A 17010-nucleotide genomic window follows, 5' to 3' on the forward strand; every position below is an offset into this window, starting at 1 on the left:
GGCAAGGGTGCCCTATTTAGAGATTTGTTACATAAAAGAAACACATTGTGACATGCTGTTGGAGAAAGGGGAAGTCAGATGTTTTCAAGTGAGGTCATTTCCAGCTTTAATGAATTAGAAAGCGCTTTATACCGATATATCATGGAAAACAGTGAAAAGGTCGTGTATATGAGAATTCGGGACTTAGCAGATGCTGCCCATATCTCCACCTCGTCTGTCCTTCGCTTTTGCCGAAAAGTGAATTGTGAAGGTTTTTCAGAGTTTAAAGTGAAACTCAAAATGTATTTAGAATCAGAGCGGACACCTACTTTAAAAAGCACCCAGCACTTTCTATATGAATTTATTGAACGCACACTAAAAGGGGACTTTGAAGGGAAGATTAAAGAGGCAGCAAGGCTCATTGCCGATGCGAAAAATGTGCTGTTTATTGGCACGGGCAGCTCTGGTATTTTGGCGCAGTATGGGGCGAGGTACTTTTCAAGTCTTGAGAAATTTTCATTTTACATCAATGATCCGTTTTTCCCGATGAATATGCAGTATTTAGACAATAGTGTCACCATTGTGCTGTCTGTATCAGGGGAGAACAGTATTACCATCGATCATATTTCGAAGTTAAAAAGAGAAGGAAGCAAAATCATTAGTATTACAAACAATCAGCACTGCACGATTTCACGCATTTCAGATTTAAACATTGCTTATTACGTGACAGACGAACGGGTTCACAGAGCCAATATTACGACACAGACGCCCGTTGTGTATATTTTAGAAGCGATGGCGCGTGATATGTTCGCAATGTTAAAGGAAAAGTAAAAGAGCCGCTGCATGAATCAGCCGCTCTTTTTTTTCTGCCTCATAAAAGAGAGGATGGCAATCCCGGAACAGATGAGCACAAACAAACCGCCCAGCAAATACACAGTCCTCGCTCCGAATGCATCTGCAATCAATCCAACAAAGAAAATAGATAAACCGACAGATACAGAGGAAAGGACGTAATGAGCCGAGTACACCTTTGATAAATCTCGGACTGGCGTTTCCGTTTGAAGAATAGTCTGCTGCGAAACATCCCGAATTTGATAGGCAGGCCCCATTAAAATACAAAGCAACAAAGCAAGCCACGGCAGGCTGTTCAGTGAGTAGACAATGGTCAACACCGCATAAATGAATGAACCAGCTGCCATAAAGAGAAGAAGCTGCTTTTGAATGAACCGGCTTATCCACGCCGCCAAGAGCCCGCCTAGAATGGCGCCGGTATAATAGGCGGCATTGATAAACCCCCACCAATCCTCACTTTTGTTTAAATCTTGTGTGACAAAGGCAAGCGTAATCGCCCCGATCCACACAGCGCCTGCTATATTTTCACACACATCCATAAAGGTCAGGGTACGAATTGTTTTGTTTGTCCAAATGATCGTCCAGCCATCCTTGAAACTGTTCATTTTATTTACTTTTCGAACGGGTTCTTCTTGCTGAAGAAGAGGAAATATAGGGAAGAAAAACAAATAAGATAACACTATCATCAAACAAGTGATCCACATTAAATAAAAGGGACCAATGAACAGAACGAGCATTCCAGTAAACGAATAGCCGGCAATTTGAACCGTTTGTTGAAAAATGGAAGCTGTACTGTTTGCTTTCACAAGCTGATTTTCTGGCACAAGCATCGGCATGATGGCCTGTAATAAAGGACTAATGAATCCGCCTGTGATGGAAATGAGAATGAGTGCAACAAATAGCCAAACCATATGCTGCTGAAAGAAATGAAATTGGGCTGTAAAGACAATGAGCATCCCAAGACGTAAAAGCGGGACCCATTTCAACAGCCGGCCTGCTTGAAAGTGATCTGCCAACACAGGAGAGAGGAGCCCAGCTAATAGCTGGCACAGCGTTCTTATTAACGGAAATAAAGCCGCATACGCAACAGATTGTGTATCTTGATAGATCACAAATGTGATCGTCATGACAAATAGAATATCACTTAGCATGAGAAGGCTTTTACTGCCTGTATAACACCAAAACTGATTTCCCATATCCAACCGGCTCCTTTCCAAAAACAAGTTCAGTATAGCATGGTGAAGAAGGACCCACATGCTTTTCATTGAAAAATACATCTTAAGGATGAGAGGATTGTGATAAGCTAAATGAAAGACATCGTAAGGAAAGGGGTTCAAATCAATGAAAGTACTGCCAGCACATGAATTCTTGAATCAGCACGGCATCCCATATGAGATCAAAACATTTTCTTCCGAAACAGAGAAGGGAGCCGCAAATGTAGCAGCTGCCCTTGGTTTTCGTGAAAGACAAATGATTAAGACATTGATTTTTGAAACAGGGGAAGGGGAGCAGCTGCTTGTGATGGTTGGCGCAGACCAGCATATTAAGTCAGGGAAACTAAAGAAAGCGGCTGGCTCCCGCAATATTAAAATGGCATCACCAGAGAAGGTTCTAGAAGTGACAGGCTACCGAATTGGTTCAATACCGCCGTTTTGCTGGCAGCCAGAAGGTTTCCGCACCATCATCGAAGCTTCGCTATTAGAGGAAGAAATATTAGGTGTTGGAGCAGGTGAATGGGGAAATGAAATACTGATCACACCAGAACAATTAGTGAAAGCCTCAAAGGCTGTACCGTATGACATCGTGCAGCCAGCAGAATAGAAAAAAGTGCCTGTTTCTCATACAGGCACTTTTTTAATTTGCAGCCGGCTCCTTAAATGGACCGATACCCTTCATTTGCAGGAAGGCATCCACGGTTCTATTTTCTTCAAGGTCATTCGTCCGTTTACAGATCACAACAGGTCTGACGATTTCTATGTCTTCGATATATACTCGCCCAATCTCTTTCCGCTTGAGACTGCCCTGAACCGCATCACGGGGAACAAGCGTGATTCCATAGCCAGCTTTGATCATTTGAATCGCTTCATGAACACCGCTGAATTGTAAATCAACAGTTGGTTTTTTTATTCCTTTCGAGGTGAACAGGGAAAAGAGCTTATCTCTTGTGGAGCTGCCTTCTTCACGCATCAAAAAAGGCTCTAGACTCAGGCGCTCTAGCGGAACGGTTTTTCCGTTCAACGGATGGTCTGCTGGCACAATAAAATCATAGCTTAAATTCGTCAAATGAGAGGTAATGATCTCCTCATGATGCAAATCTTCAATTACAGCGATGGCGACATCTGATTTGTATTGAAGCAGGCTCTCTATCACTTGAGCGGAGTTTCCGCTTTTTAATTCAATTTCTATCTGTGGAGCTGACGTTTTAAATGCAGCCAGCCAATCAGGCAGTAAAAAGTTGAGTGGTACGTAGGTAGAAGCGATGCGGAGGCGCCCCTTCTTCCCGTTTTGTAATAGCGTGATCTGATATTCTACTTCCTTTTCAGCCTCAAACACTTGCCGGGCATAAGGTTGCAACATCTTTCCCATTTCTGTGAGTGCAATGCCTCGGCCGTTTCGTTTAAAAAGGCGAAATCCGATCTCTCGTTCAATGCTTCTAAGCTGAGCCGTCACAGCTGGCTGTGTTAAAGATAGTGCATCTGCAGTTTGTGTGACGCTTTTTGTCTCTGCGACCTTTGCAAAAATCCGAAGGGCATGTAAATTCAACTTTGCACCACCTATCAATTATTTTGATAAAACAATCAAAAACATTCATTAGATTTATTATAAGGCATCCCTTATCGTAAAGGTAGCGAAGGGGGAAGAAAAAATGGATCGTCGTCAAAAGCAAGTTGTGTCAATATCGCTCATCACAGCATTTGCACTTATTGGGGATTCAATGCTCTATATTGTTCTCCCGGTCTATTGGAAAGAGATTGGTTTATCATCCATTTGGGAGGTCGGGTTACTGCTGTCCATTAACCGATTCATTCGTATCCCGCTAGCACCTGTCGTATGGTGGCTCTATCGATATATCCCAATGAAGACAGGCGTATTGATCGCGATTTTGATCGCGTCAGTGACCACGATATTATATGGGATGAGCGGCTTTTGGCTGCTATTGATCTGCCGCTGCGCATGGGGGCTTGCTTGGACATTACTCCGTATGAGCGGGATGAGGGTTTTGGCTGAAATGGACGAAGGCACACAAGGACATTTGACGGGGCTTTATAATGGGCTTTACCGGCTCGGCAGTTTATTTGGCATGTTATGTGGCGGAATCTTTGCCAGCTTGATCGGCTTCCAGTCCATGACGCTAGTCTTTGGTTTACTCACATTGATGGGGTGCATTTTTTATGTATCGTTGGATGAAATTGAAAAGAGAGAAGGCATGCAGGTGTATCAGGGCATCAAACAGAAGTGGTTTACACGAGATGTGGTTAAAGTACTGATAACAGGCATGCTGATCGCACTGATCATCCAAGGTTTATTCGCATCCACGCTGAGTCATGTCATTGAAGCAAAGATCGACCAAAATCAATTGACTCTGTTTGGCTTTGTCATCGGAGCTTCGGCATTAAGCGGTGTGATTCAAGCAATCAGGTGGGGATGGGAACCCTTTGTCGCACCGAGAACGGGTAAATGGTTTGATCGGCTTGTGATGAAGGAACGAATGCTATGCTGGATGTTTCTTTCATTTGGAGGGCTCAGTTTTCTTGGGGTCATGCTGAAGGTAAGCGGCTGGTTCCTATTGATGCTGCTTTTGCTTCAGCTGCTGGCAACGATTGTCACAACCTTCACCGATACACTTGCCTTTCAAAAAGCCTCTGCTCAAACAGATAAGAACCGCTTTCTCGCCAGCTATTCTTTTGTTCAAGATATGGGGGCTGCTTTAGGACCTTTGTGTGGGTATACATTGATTCAGTTTTTCGGAACAAACAGCGTTTTTTGGCTGATGCTCGTCATAAGCTTCATGCTTGTCAGCATGTGGGTAAGAGGCGGGCAGCATGTTTCTTCTAGTGCAGCGTAAAAAAATAAAGCGCTATATAAAAAACTGCCTCATGCAGCTGATCGCAGGAGGCAGTCATATTCTCTTATTCTAAGTCTGAATCGTAGGCTTTTTGCGTGAGCTGGCTGACAACCTCTTTTAACCCATTTGGTTTATGGAATTCAACAGGTGTGCTTCCTTTTTCAAAGACGATTTGGTCTGCTTCAACGAGCACGACATATCGATTGTTGACCTTTGCAATATGGATCGAGTGGCCAAAGTCGGCTAAAAGTCCTTTGATTTCTGTTTCACCTAGACGCATTTTCATTGTGATGTCAGGGGTTTGTTCCACAATGTGAGAAGCTGCTAGTGTGACCTGTTCTGTATCGAGTGTTTCTCTAATTTCTCGCTTTTCACTCGCTTCCCATATTTCAAGATCCTCTTCGAACTGCTTTAATTCTTCACTTTCATCCTGTAATGTTTCAAATACTTGTTCCTGCACCATGTTCATGACCTGGGATTTCATGATTTCAGGCATAGATTCTCCGTATTCGACGAATTTCAGAAAGTCCTCAAAATAACGAGCGTGTGAGGATTGGTGAATTTTCACTTCAGCTTCCTCTGTCATGCCCTCTTCTGGCATAAACGGGTATTGAATCGATTTCATATTTTTTGTCGTAATCGCCATTTCTACTTTTTTGATCAAGGTAGATGTATCAGCGATAGAAGCGACTTTCTGTTCAAAATCGCATTTCATAATAAAGACAAAGGAGTCATCGAAGTACTTTTTAGGAACGGCAGACGCAACTAAAAAAACGCCGCCTCTGACAGCACTTGTATCTAAATATGTGCGAACAAACTGTTCACTGCATTCATTAAATACTTCTTTTGTATCGGCAAATCTCGTCTGATGAAATAAATTGTAGTTTGGATTTGAATCTAGTTCATGACCAGGTTCGACAATGAATCGGCCAATTTTGGTTGGTACTTGTTCAGATTTAGGGTGTCTGTCCACTTTTCGTTTGGCGATTTTTTTTAGCTCACCATCTAAAAAGTCCTTCAGCTCACTTTGTTCAAATTCCTCTTGATCTAATGTTTGATAATGCTTAAACCGTTTATTTGCTTGTTCATCTTTGCCTTCGATTTCTACGACAAAGAATGATAGAAAACGTATCGTAAAATCCATTGATTGGTCACCACTTTTTCTTCTTCGGATATGTTGAGTATAGAAAAAGGAGTGAAAATCGTCAACGAATGGAGAAATATCGTGTCATTATTTCCCGAGAAATGTTTAGTGAAAAACACTTGATAATAATTATCATTCTTGATAGAATGATAAAAGAAAAGAAGGAACCTGCCAGTTCCTTCATCTCAGAAAAACCACTTATTTTGTTTCAAATGTTTCGCAATCAGTTTCAGCATTGCGAGTCACATCAGTCATTGTGTTTTTACCAATTTTAATGGTAGAAGCCGTACAGCTGTTATCAGCCCAAAAACGGCAAGAGTTCACTTCACAAAGTACGTTTTGTGCCATGGGAATTCACCTCCGTGATTCATATTGAGAATGAAGCAAGCTGCCACTTGAATTCATTTCATCTAGTAGTCTCTTAATAAAAAGAGGCTATTTGTGCTGTTGATGCACATGTTTATCATACCATCTACCCTGATAATATACAATTTAAACTTTGAAAGAGCGAGAATACAAATCTCGCTCTTTTTTATTTGTAAAAATAGTTAAATGCTAGGTGGCACCCTCTCTCATTTCGACATATGAATAGAGTAGATTCAAAACCTGATGTCGGACAAAGTATGAGGGTACATGTACTGATTTTCCGCATAAAGATAAGGTTTTCAATCAAAAATTTTCATAGAGAGATGAGGGGAGAAGATGAAAGCAGTCATTCTCTGCGGAGGAAAGGGAACGAGAATGAGTGAGGTCACACAAGCGCTTCCTAAACCACTTGCTATGATCGGAGATCGGCCTATTCTATGGCATATTATGAAAATCTATCAGTATTACGGAGTAGATGAGTTTATCTTATTGCTTGGATATAAAGGAGAGAAGATCAAAGAGTATTTCCTGAACTATGACTGGCGGCATCACAGCATGAAGCTGGATATGGCGACAGGGGACATGAAGCTCTTAGGAAAGTCAGAGAACTGGAAAATCACCTTTTTAGATACGGGTGAGAATACGATGACAGGCGGACGGTTAAAGCAGACACAGGACTACATTGGGGATGAGACATTCATGATGACGTATGGTGATGGACTTGCCAATATTAATATGTTTCATCTGCTGAAGCGTCATCAGGAGCTTGGGGCAGCTGCGACTGTCACAGGAATTGAAAAGAAGTCACAGTATGGGACGTTGAAGGTAAATAACGGGATGGCACAATCCTTCTCTGAGAAGACAGACAGTATCGGGATGATCAATGGAGGATTTTTTGTGTTGTCTCCAAAGGTATTTGACTATTTGACTGACGATGACCAATGTGTGTTTGAAGCGGAACCTCTTCAAAATTTGGCGAATGATGGAGAGCTTGCGGTTTATGAGCATCACGGATTTTGGACAGCGATCGATACGTACAAGAACCTGAAGGAAATCAATGGCATGTGGATAAATGGAAAACAACCATGGAAGGTTTGGTGACGGCATGAGCGGATTTTGGAATGGGAAAAAAGTATTTGTGACTGGATGTACAGGACTATTGGGAAGCTATCTCGTCAAGGAATTGATTAATCAAGGGGCAAACGTAACTGGACTTGTGCGTGATCAGGTGCCAAGGTCGAATTTATATCAAGGCAGTCAATTTGAAAAGATGAATGTGGTGCAAGGTGCACTAGAGGATATGCAAACGATTGAACGTGCGTTAGGAGAATATGAAATTGATACTGTCTTCCATTTGGCGGCGCAGGCCATTGTTGGGGTTGCAAATAGACACCCTGTTTCTACATTTGAAGCGAATATTTTAGGGACATGGAATGTGCTGGAGGCTTGCAGAAGACAGCCGCTGATCAAACGAGTTATCGTGGCATCAAGTGATAAAGCATACGGCGATCAGGAGCAGCTTCCATACGATGAAGACATGCCGCTAAATGGGAAACATCCGTACGACGTATCAAAGAGCTGTGCAGATTTAATTTCTCACACGTATTACAACACATATGGTCTTCCAGTTTGTATTACACGCTGCGGCAATTTATATGGAGGCGGGGATTTAAATTTCAACAGAATCATTCCGCAAACCATCCAGCTTGTGCTGGAAGGAGAAGCGCCTGAAATTAGAAGTGATGGGACTTTTATTCGTGATTATTTCTACATTGAAGATGCGGTTAAGGCTTATTTGCTGCTAGCTGAGAAGATGGAGGAAAAAGGGCTCGCTGGAGAAGCATTTAACTTTAGTAATGAAATTCAGCTGACGGTGCTTGAACTCGTGGATAAGATTTTAAAGGCAATGGGCAGTGAACTGAAGCCGCGTATTTTAAACCAAGGAACGCATGAGATAAAGCATCAATATTTGTCGGCAGAAAAGGCGAGAAAGCTGCTTGATTGGAAGCCCGACTACTCCATTGATGAAGGGTTAGAGAAGACGATTGAATGGTACCGTGAATTCTTTCAAAAATAGAGGTGTAAGTAGATGAACAGCATATATTGTACGGTTCTATCAAGTGGAAGGCTTTATCAAGCCATTGCGTTTTTCTTATCATTGAAGCAAGTAGAAGATGATGCTGTCATCAAGACGTTATGTATGGATGATGCTGCATTTGATCTGCTTCATCAAATGAATTTTCCTCATGTCGATCTCGTTCATGTACGGGAGCTCGAAACCCCGGAGCTGCTGGAGAAAAAAGAGGAACGGGATGCCTCTGAATATTGCTGGACGTTAAAGCCGATGTGGATTGAGTGGTTATTTGAACAGGAGCAGGCAGAGGGCGTAACCTACCTTGATGCGGATTTGTTCTTTTATGAGAGCCCGCAAGTGATTTTTCAACATCAGCCGGATGCCTCTGTTTTACTTTCGAGAGGGGATATTGTGATTCCGAGCTTCGATCCTGAGGAAGTGAAGATGCTTCAGAAGCTTTTAGGCCGCTATAACTCAGGCTTCCTGCATTTTAAAGGAGATGAAGCTGGCCGAAAATGCCTCAGTTGGTGGAAGGAAGAATGCTTGAAGGAATGCAAAAATGCGCCGGGCGAAGGCAAGTTTGGCGATCAAGGATATCTCGATCATATGCCGAAGCTGTTTGAAAAAGTGGAAGATATTCAAACAAAAGGCGTGAATATTGGTCATTGGAACTATGGGCAGCATTCTTATCGGGAAGAAAATGGACGGATTTTGCTGGAGGATGGGCATCCGCTCATTTGCTATCATTTCAGCGGCTTTCGCATCGCGAGCAAAGATGAGATGCAGCAAATTCATGAGAAGGGGAGAGATGATCTGCCGTTTTTCCAAGAAGCCTATCGAAACGTGCTGCGCCATGTGATTGAATCTGTTGAGCAGGTCGATCCGCTGTTTAACGGCTATGCCAAATTGGAGGAGGATGACGCATGAATGAGAAGCCAAAGGTAAGCGTCATTATTCCGAGCTATAACGCTAAGGAGCGTTTAGAAGGGAGTCTTTTTTCCTTAACGCTTCAGGATACGGATATTCCGTTTGAGGTCATTGTCGCCGATAATGGGTCAACGGACGGCACGATGGAAATGCTGGAGAACATTGAGGTGAATTTCCCATTTAAAAAGGTACGTATTCCTGTGAATCAAGGGATTGCCAAGGGTCGCAATCATGCCATTCGCGAGGCGGAGGGAGACCTGCTGATCTTCCATGACAGCGATATGCTGGCAGAGCCGCAATTTATTCAAAAGCATGCGGAGGCACATGCTGATCAAGAGGACCTTGTCATTTGTGGTGTATGCTGGAAGCGGATTTATCGTTATTTTTACGAAGCATTTGATAAGGATCATATCAAGCGATTGAAAAAACAAGGCTTGTATGAGCGGAAAATGAAAGATAAAACGCCTCTTTTATCCATGCAAGAAGTGGAGAATGGTGCATTTCTAGAGAAAAGCTTTGATTTGCAGTCTGAGTTTATTGATATTCTCAAAGACATTTTGCGCACGTACAATTATGATTTAGGCTCTTATGAGCTGCCGTGGCGATTTTTTATTACGAATAACTCCTCTGTCAAACGCAAGCATGTCATCGCGCTCGGGATGTTTGATGAACATATCGTTCGGTACGGGTTTGAAGATTATGATTTAGGCATTCGTCTGCATCAGCTTGGTCTCTCCTTTGAATTGCGAGAGGATATCATGAGCGTGCATCAGGAACATCCAAGTAATTTAACTTCATTTGATGACATCAAATATAACATTTTGTATATGTGCGAGAAGTACAACAATATTGATGCCATAGATGTCCATCTGGCTTTCTCTGGTCCGTTTTCACACACCGTCACAAATGACATTGTAAAAGAGGTTCGGCAGCTGCGTGAAAATCCAGTATTCGATGGTCTGCTCTCTTATTTTTTAGAGCTGCTTCATTTGATCACAGAGCGGAATGTGGGCGTCAAACGCGATAATAAAGATCAGCTAACCGCTAGACATGTCCCTTTGAAAAAGCTGTCAGAGGCAGCGCAGCTTGCACGGCACGAATATGGCTGCACAGTGCTTGTAGAAGCCATTCAAGGGCTGACGAAAGAGCTATTACGCGTTGATTTGTTTCAAGTGGATGTGTTGTAGATGGCGTCTTATCATTTTACAACCATTGTGTCGAATACCCATGTTTTTAAGCTTTTGGCGCTCATTCATTCGCTTGAACAAACCGCTCATTCATTCAAGCTGTCGGTTTTATGTGCAGACCCTTTGGCTTACAAGGTGTTAAGTGAATTTCCTCATCCGCACGTTCAATATGAACAACTTGAAGATATTGAAGATGCCAAGCTGCGAAAGGCAAAGGGTGATCGGACGTTCCATGAGTATTGCTGGACGTTAAAGCCAGCTTTCCTGCTCAAAATCTTTGAATCCTCAGAAGCAGATTATCTCGCCCATTTGGATACGGATTTGTATTTTTATCATGATCCAGAGGCGATTTTTGCTGAGAATCCCCTTGCTCATTTATTTTTGACGGATCATATGAATTCTGAGCGGTTCTATCACTTTTATGAGTTGTCCGGCCGCTTTAATACTGGATTTGTCGGCTGCCGCAACACAGACGTTGCCAAACAGGCGATCACACAATGGAAGGAAAACTGTCTTGCACACTGTACAGTCGAAATGGATACAAAAAATAAGACGTACGGAGATCAGCGGTATGTTGAAAGATGGATCGATGATTTTGAAGGGGTCCATGTCGTGACCTCTAAAGGAGCCAATGCCGCGATTTGGAATATTGAAAACTACAAGCTTTCCGTTGTAAAAGGGGATATGTATCTCGACGAATGTCCACTCTTGTTCTATCATTTTTCTGCCTTTACGATCATTGATGAGAATACCTTTAATCTGAATTGGTATTACTATATGACAGAACAAAATTTAGTGGATCATCTCTATATTCCGTATGCTGATTTAATTCATCAAAAAATTAAACAGGTGCAAAAGGTCTTTCCAGAATTTCAGCAAGGGTTTATTGCAAAGAAGCACGTTCCTGATACGCATTTTTATGAGATATGAAAAAACCGCTCAATCACTGAGCGGTTTTTTCCTTTTTATGATTCATTCCATTTGGAGATGGTTTGATCACTAGGTAGTAAGAAGGCCAGGATGCCTAAAATCGGTAAAAAAGCGACTCCGATCATGGTAGGTGTTAAACCGAAGGCATCAATGAATGAGCCTAGAGCGACCGATCCGATTGCACCCATACCAAACGCAAGCCCAACCGTTAAACCAGACATTGTGCCAATTTTCCCGGGAAATAGTTCTTGAGCATAAACGACTGTGACAGAGAAGCTTGATGTCAGAATAACCCCAATTAATCCAAGTAAAACATAAGCAAAAACAGGTCCGGCAAATGGCAGCAGCAAGGCAAGTGGAAAGGATGCCAATAAGGAAATTAAAATCACAGTTTTCTTGCCGAAGCGGTCTGCAAGCGGCCCGCCTAAAAATGTCCCAATTGCACCTAGAATGAGAAATAAGAAAATATAAGTCTGTGATTCTTTAATCGTCAATCCATATCGTTCAATCGCATAAAACGCATAGAAATTCGATATCGCATTTCCATACCAAGAGCGGGCAAAGATGAGAAAGACGATAATGCCAAGTGCTGTGAGTGCTGACTTGCGGTGAAGTTCGGATCTTGCAGCTTTTGCTGGAGCTTTTTTCGCTTGAGCGCGAATGGTTTGAAGTCTTCCTGCGTACCATCTTGAAATATAAAGAAGGAAACCGACAGCCATCATTCCAACAATCGTAAACCAAGCCACGCCTGACTGACCGAGAGGGACGAGCATTAATGCAGCGATCAGCGGAGCAAAGGCTTGACCTGTATTTCCGCCTACTTGATAGATGGACTGTGCAAGTCCTCGTCTTGGACCAGCTGCCATATTGGCAACACGAGAGCCCTCTGGATGGAAAATGGCAGAGCCGAGTCCGATAAAGACAACGCAAAGCAATATGGTGGCAAAGGAAGGCGCAAATGCAAGCCCGAATATACCGACAGCACTAGAAAATAAAGCAATCGGGAGTGCATAAGGCATCGGCCTTTTATCTGTGTACCACCCAATAGCGGGCTGCATCACAGAGGAGACCATATTTAATGTAAAGGCAATCAGCCCTAATTGTGTAAAGGTCAGCCCCATTGAGCGTTCTAAAATAGGGAACATCGCAGGAATAACGGCTTGCAAAGTGTCATTGAGCATATGACAAATGCCAATAATCAATAAAATGGGATAAACCGTTGATCCAGTGACAGAATGTTGAGGTTTATCCTTTGTACGAGCAGCAATAGCCAATGAGACTTCCTCCTTTCATTCAACTGTTTTCAATTTTGCATTCTTCTCATTTTATTCATAAGGTGAACTATAAAACAATAGCAAATTGTCATGATTTAGAAAAAAGAGACACAAGTGCTTGTGTCTCTAAACGGTTACTTATAAAAAGATGCGATGACAGGCTTCATTTTTTGAATGACGAGTCCACTACCGCCGCGGTTTTTTACATCTTCAATCATACCGACGAGGACGTAATCTTCTTTTTTAGGATTAAATGCAAGTAAAAATCCATTTTCAGAACCGTCTGTTGCTCCTTGCTTGCTCTTCAGTTCTGCCGTTCCTGTTTTAGCGGCGATATCAGCTCCTTCAATTTGTAAGGAGTGAGCTGTACCGTTTGGACTCGTCACGACCTGAGTGAGCGCGTCTTTTACTGTATTTGCCGAGTCTTCTTTGATGATTTGTTTTGATGCTGCTGTTTTCTCATCTTGAACGACTCGAGGGTAGACAAGCTTGCCTCCAGTTGCAAATGGAGAATAGGCATGTACTTGTTCAATCGGTGACATGAGTAATTCGCCTTGACCGTATGCTGAGTCAGCAAGTAAGATGTCCGATTGAATGCCGTCGTTCGATACTTGTGCTGGTTTCATTGTAAATGGCATATGCAAATCTTCGCCAAATCCAAATGTCTTCACTTTTTTCTCATAGGTGTCTTTGCCAATTTCCAGTGCTTCTTGTCCGAAGTAAATATTATCTGAGTACACGAGGGCATCAACCATATTTACGTTTTCTTTATCGTGAACCCGTGTAATTCGATAATTGCCCCAAGATTGATTCTTTTGCCATTTCAATCCATGGATGGTGCGTACTTTATTAGGCTTTGTGACACCTGTTTCCAGCCCGATGGCTGCTGTAATGGTTTTGAATGTAGACCCTGGTGCATACCGGCTCGCATACCGGGCTTGGAATGGGAGATCTGGGTTTTCACTGTATGCCTGATATTGCTTAGGTGTGATCCCGTTTGTCATGAGATTGACATCATAGGAAGGAGAGCTGACAAGCGCTAATAGATCCCCTGATGATGGATTCATGATGGTGACGGCCCCTTTTTCACCTTTCAGCTGTTTATAGGCTTTTTTCTGTAAAGAGGCATCAATGGTCAGCTTCACTGTTTTTCCATCTTGTCGATCTGACTTTTGCAATGTTTCTTCAATGCCTGTTTCATCATGGACGATCAAAATGCTTCCGCCATCTTGTCCGCGTAAATTTTTGTCAAATGCGAATTCAAGGCCGGTTTTGCCGATGATTTGATCTGCTTTTAATGCCGGATTTCTTTTGATATCATCTGCATTTGCTTTCCCGACATAGCCGGTGAGATGGGCGGCGGCTTCGTTATAAGGATAGTAACGCATTTCCTTTGATTGATAGGTGACGCCTTTTATATCCTTTGGAATCGGCTTCTGTTCTAACATTGATTTGAGCGGGACAAACGTGTCGTCTGTGACCCATGCTTGTTTTAGCTGATTGTCGATTAGTTCCTCATCTATATCAAATGCCTTGCTGATTTTTTTGATATTGCGTTCTTTTTCTTCCCCTGTGCCAAGCTTTCCTGGGATGATCCCAAGTGCGCTTCCACCAGTTGTTTCTGCTAGGGTTCGCCCTTTTCGGTCGACGATATTTCCGCGGACAGCAGGGTCTGATTTGACTTTGATGGTATCTCCCTTCTCCATTTGCGGGAAGATGAGATTTGGCTTCCAGTCCACTTTCCATTTGTCATCTTCTTCTGAGAGAACGCCCTTGTAAGAAAGCTTGTGCAGCTTGCCAAATGACGTTTTCATTGTTACATCATAGGAAAATTGATACCCATTTCCTTTGTCCTGTTTTTCGACGTTAAGCTTTGATATGTTCAGATCATGAGCACCAATTCCGTTGAAGATATTGTCGTATTTTTCGGCTAATTGTTTTTTTGAGAAGTCATTGGCTTTCAAAGACGCACTTGTCACCTCATCAGCCAGCTTTGTAAAGTCTTTCTTCTCCAATTGTTTTGTAAAGGATTGAGCCGCTTTTAAAGCCTCTTTTTCTTTTGAGAAAAGAGAATCTTTTAAGAAAAAGAAAGCAGCAGCAACTACGATGATACTAAGAATGGGAATGATGACTTTTTTCTGTTTCCAAATTGATTTTCGTTGATCTGTATACAATGAAAACACCTCAATTTTTGATTAGATCTTCTATATTTTACAGTGATTGCACATGATTTGTATAGTTTATCCTATGAAAATAGACCAAGGCACGATGTCATGGTTTTGGGAAAGGGATGAAAATGATAGCTTGTTTCTATGAAAGATATCTTCATTTTTTCTTATGATTTAAAGGATTTCTTAAGAGATCATCGAATGTGGAAAATAGAAAAATATACAAGCGCTTTCAATAGGGGGGAATTGTTATCGTTTATAAAAAGGTGAATGTGATTGGACTTGTTCTTGGACCGGCACTCTTCTTGCTCATTCTTTTTCTCATACCTGAAAATGAATTGACCTATGCTGCGAGGGTAGTCTTGGGCATTACCGCTTGGACGGCTACATGGTGGGTGACAGAAGCACTGCCCATCCCTGCAACATCTTTATTGCCCATCATCTTACTGCCGACACTTGGCGGGCTTTCGATGGAACAAACATCAAGAGCTTATGGAGATCCGATCGTTTTTATGTACATGGGAGGATTTATGATCGCAATTGCCATTGAAAAATGGAATCTGCATAGAAGAATGGCCTTACACATTTTAAGGGTGATTGGCACACGAAGTGACCGCATTGTATTAGGAGTCATGATCGCGACTGCTTTTTTATCTATGTGGATTTCAAATGCAGCGACAGCCCTGATGATGCTCCCGGTGGCACTGGCTGTGATTAAAGAGGTCAAGGCTAATGATATCTTAGCTGGTCCATCTCTTGAGCGATTCAGTAAAAGCATTTTATTGTCGGTTGCGTATTCAGCGTCAATTGGTGGTCTGGCAACACTTGTCGGATCTGTGCCAAATGCTGTGTTTGCTGCGATGTCAAAAAAGCTATTAGATCGGGAAATTATGTTTTTTGAATGGTTTTTGTTTGGCTTTCCTGTTGCGATGATTCTGCTCATTCTCTTATTTCTGTATTTGACCAAGGTACAGTTCAAGGTAGAGCACACAGGTGAAATGAGTGTAACGTTCATACGGGAGGGATTAGAGAATTTAGGGAAAATGAAACAAGAGGAGAAATGGGTGTTTGCTGTTTTCCTCATGACGGCGTTTTTGTGGATTTTTAAACTCTTTTTGTTTGGAGGAGCCGCCGTATCCGATACATCCATCGCCATTTTTGGTGCCATGCTATTATTTCTCATTCCAGCAACAAACGGTGAGAGAATATTAGAATGGCAGGATATGAAACAGCTGCCGTGGGGGCTGTTGCTTTTGTTTGGAGGTGGGCTTTCGCTCGCTACGGGCTTTGCAGAAACCAATTTAACAGGGTGGATCGGGGAAAATCTACAGCATTTAAATGGCCTTTCTTATCTCATGCTATTGATCATTTTAACGGGAGCGATTTTGTTTATGACGGAGATTATGTCAAATACAGCTGTTGCCAATATGATCATTCCGATTACGGTAGGGCTTGGGCTTGCGATTGGTATCGAGCCCTATGGGTTAATGGCTGCGGCTGCTTTGGCTTCTTCTTGTGCGTTTATGCTGCCGATTTCCACACCGCCAAATGCCGCTGTTTTTAGTGCAGACGTGCTGAAAATATCAGATATGGTCAAGGCGGGCTTTTGGTTAAATATCATGAGTATTGTGGTGATTGTCCTTGCGGTGTATTTCTGGCTCCCGGCTGTGCTTAAAAGCTGAGCGGGTTACGAAGGTGGCTTTGATCGAATCGAGACCGTCGGTGTTTTTGTTTCTTTTGGCTTTGGTTGTGGTGTTGATTTTTTGATGTGAGTGTCCTTTGGCGTGTAATAGGTTGCCCCAATATTGAGTTTGCCTTGAAGCTGGTCAATGGAAAGCTCACCAAACTCCAAATGGTAATCAATTTTGTCCACATGCAGGGATTCAATATGAATGTGTGTATCCTCTGAGACAGGGGAAGCTGGTGCAGACATTTTTTGCTCAAGAGCGGTGAGCCTTTTTTCCAGCTCACTGACAGAGGAGGATGGACTGGATTCAGTTTTTTTAAAGAGTGATAGAATGAAATGTTTCAAGTAGACCACAA

General features: G+C 42.5%; 16 protein-coding genes. 9 read left to right on the forward strand and 7 right to left on the reverse strand.

The window, feature by feature from the left end:
* Positions 1-78: 78 nt before the first annotated feature.
* Complete coding sequence (locus MHI16_RS03845) at positions 79-810, forward strand: MurR/RpiR family transcriptional regulator (RefSeq protein ID WP_058015480.1); 732 nt, start codon at positions 79-81, stop codon at positions 808-810.
* A gap of 17 nt (positions 811-827) precedes the next feature.
* On the opposite strand, the gene MHI16_RS03850 is transcribed toward MHI16_RS03845, so the two are convergent.
* Complete coding sequence (locus tag MHI16_RS03850) at positions 828-2027, reverse strand: MFS transporter (protein WP_058015479.1); 1200 nt, start codon at positions 2025-2027, stop codon at positions 828-830.
* 145 nt (positions 2028-2172) lie between these two features.
* Between MHI16_RS03850 and MHI16_RS03855 the strand changes: the two genes are divergently transcribed.
* Positions 2173-2652 (forward strand): YbaK/EbsC family protein, encoded by a 480-nt coding sequence (locus MHI16_RS03855; protein ID WP_058015478.1) that lies wholly within the window; start codon positions 2173-2175, stop codon positions 2650-2652.
* A gap of 33 nt (positions 2653-2685) precedes the next feature.
* On the opposite strand, the gene MHI16_RS03860 is transcribed toward MHI16_RS03855, so the two are convergent.
* Positions 2686-3594 (reverse strand): LysR family transcriptional regulator, encoded by a 909-nt coding sequence (locus MHI16_RS03860; protein ID WP_058015477.1) that lies wholly within the window; start codon positions 3592-3594, stop codon positions 2686-2688.
* 103 nt (positions 3595-3697) lie between these two features.
* Here MHI16_RS03860 and MHI16_RS03865 point away from each other — a divergent pair, with 103 nt between their 5' ends.
* Positions 3698-4897, forward strand: a complete 1200-nt coding sequence (locus MHI16_RS03865; protein ID WP_058015476.1) for an MFS transporter — start codon at positions 3698-3700, stop codon at positions 4895-4897.
* A gap of 64 nt (positions 4898-4961) precedes the next feature.
* Here the strand turns inward: MHI16_RS03865 and MHI16_RS03870 are convergent, their stop codons facing one another.
* Positions 4962-6041, reverse strand: a complete 1080-nt coding sequence (locus MHI16_RS03870) for a DUF3900 domain-containing protein (protein WP_058015475.1) — start codon at positions 6039-6041, stop codon at positions 4962-4964.
* 198 nt (positions 6042-6239) lie between these two features.
* Positions 6240-6389, reverse strand: coding sequence for a DUF1540 domain-containing protein (locus tag MHI16_RS03875; RefSeq protein WP_003213883.1), 150 nt, complete (start codon positions 6387-6389; stop codon positions 6240-6242).
* A gap of 354 nt (positions 6390-6743) precedes the next feature.
* Between MHI16_RS03875 and rfbF the strand changes: the two genes are divergently transcribed.
* The 5 genes from rfbF to MHI16_RS03900 are packed head-to-tail and all read left to right on the forward strand — an operon-like array spanning position 6744 to position 11525.
* Complete coding sequence (rfbF, locus tag MHI16_RS03880) at positions 6744-7508, forward strand: glucose-1-phosphate cytidylyltransferase (RefSeq protein WP_058015474.1); 765 nt, start codon at positions 6744-6746, stop codon at positions 7506-7508.
* A gap of 4 nt (positions 7509-7512) precedes the next feature.
* The gene (locus MHI16_RS03885) at positions 7513-8484 is read left to right on the forward strand and encodes a GDP-mannose 4,6-dehydratase (protein ID WP_058015571.1); all 972 of its coding nucleotides are present in this window, start codon (positions 7513-7515) and stop codon (positions 8482-8484) included.
* A gap of 12 nt (positions 8485-8496) precedes the next feature.
* Positions 8497-9408, forward strand: coding sequence for a putative nucleotide-diphospho-sugar transferase (locus MHI16_RS03890; RefSeq protein WP_058015473.1), 912 nt, complete (start codon positions 8497-8499; stop codon positions 9406-9408).
* Positions 9405-10595 carry a glycosyltransferase family 2 protein gene (locus MHI16_RS03895; protein ID WP_058015472.1) on the forward strand — a complete coding sequence of 397 codons (1191 nt, stop codon included), beginning with the start codon at positions 9405-9407 and terminating at the stop codon, positions 10593-10595. Before MHI16_RS03890 ends, MHI16_RS03895 begins: the two co-directional genes overlap by 4 nt.
* A complete protein-coding gene (locus MHI16_RS03900) occupies positions 10596-11525 on the forward strand; it encodes a putative nucleotide-diphospho-sugar transferase (RefSeq protein WP_061407060.1) in 930 nt (309 codons plus the stop codon). It begins immediately after the preceding gene.
* Between the two features lie 35 nt (positions 11526-11560).
* Here the strand turns inward: MHI16_RS03900 and MHI16_RS03905 are convergent, their stop codons facing one another.
* Both MHI16_RS03905 and MHI16_RS03910 read right to left on the reverse strand, forming a co-directional pair.
* Positions 11561-12799, reverse strand: a complete 1239-nt coding sequence (locus tag MHI16_RS03905; RefSeq protein WP_058015471.1) for an MFS transporter — start codon at positions 12797-12799, stop codon at positions 11561-11563.
* A 134-nt stretch (positions 12800-12933) separates the two neighbouring features.
* Complete coding sequence (locus MHI16_RS03910) at positions 12934-14973, reverse strand: penicillin-binding transpeptidase domain-containing protein (RefSeq protein WP_058015470.1); 2040 nt, start codon at positions 14971-14973, stop codon at positions 12934-12936.
* 260 nt (positions 14974-15233) lie between these two features.
* Here MHI16_RS03910 and MHI16_RS03915 point away from each other — a divergent pair, with 260 nt between their 5' ends.
* Positions 15234-16649 carry a DASS family sodium-coupled anion symporter gene (locus MHI16_RS03915; RefSeq protein WP_058015469.1) on the forward strand — a complete coding sequence of 472 codons (1416 nt, stop codon included), beginning with the start codon at positions 15234-15236 and terminating at the stop codon, positions 16647-16649.
* Positions 16650-16654: 5 nt separating this feature from the next.
* On the opposite strand, the gene MHI16_RS03920 is transcribed toward MHI16_RS03915, so the two are convergent.
* Entirely contained in the window at positions 16655-16999 is a 345-nt protein-coding gene (locus MHI16_RS03920; RefSeq protein ID WP_058015570.1) for a hypothetical protein, read from the reverse strand.
* Positions 17000-17010: the final 11 nt, after the last annotated feature.

The sequence above is a fragment of the Bacillus sp. FSL K6-0923 genome (genome assembly GCF_038630825.1).
GTDB lineage: Bacteria > Bacillota > Bacilli > Bacillales > Bacillaceae > Bacillus > Bacillus pumilus.

Excerpts from the sequence above, each read along its gene's own strand:
- MHI16_RS03845 (WP_058015480.1), top strand. The coding sequence starts at position 79 with ATGTTTTCAAGTGAGGTCATTTCCAGCTTTAATGAATTAGAAAGCGCT.
- MHI16_RS03850 (WP_058015479.1), bottom strand. The coding sequence starts at position 2,027 with ATGGGAAATCAGTTTTGGTGTTATACAGGCAGTAAAAGCCTTCTCATG.
- MHI16_RS03855 (WP_058015478.1), top strand. The coding sequence starts at position 2,173 with ATGAAAGTACTGCCAGCACATGAATTCTTGAATCAGCACGGCATCCCA.
- MHI16_RS03865 (WP_058015476.1), top strand. The coding sequence starts at position 3,698 with ATGGATCGTCGTCAAAAGCAAGTTGTGTCAATATCGCTCATCACAGCA.
- MHI16_RS03870 (WP_058015475.1), bottom strand. The coding sequence starts at position 6,041 with ATGGATTTTACGATACGTTTTCTATCATTCTTTGTCGTAGAAATCGAA.
- MHI16_RS03875 (WP_003213883.1), bottom strand. The coding sequence starts at position 6,389 with ATGGCACAAAACGTACTTTGTGAAGTGAACTCTTGCCGTTTTTGGGCT.
- rfbF (WP_058015474.1), top strand. The coding sequence starts at position 6,744 with ATGAAAGCAGTCATTCTCTGCGGAGGAAAGGGAACGAGAATGAGTGAG.
- MHI16_RS03885 (WP_058015571.1), top strand. The coding sequence starts at position 7,513 with ATGAGCGGATTTTGGAATGGGAAAAAAGTATTTGTGACTGGATGTACA.
- MHI16_RS03890 (WP_058015473.1), top strand. The coding sequence starts at position 8,497 with ATGAACAGCATATATTGTACGGTTCTATCAAGTGGAAGGCTTTATCAA.
- MHI16_RS03895 (WP_058015472.1), top strand. The coding sequence starts at position 9,405 with ATGAATGAGAAGCCAAAGGTAAGCGTCATTATTCCGAGCTATAACGCT.
- MHI16_RS03900 (WP_061407060.1), top strand. The coding sequence starts at position 10,596 with ATGGCGTCTTATCATTTTACAACCATTGTGTCGAATACCCATGTTTTT.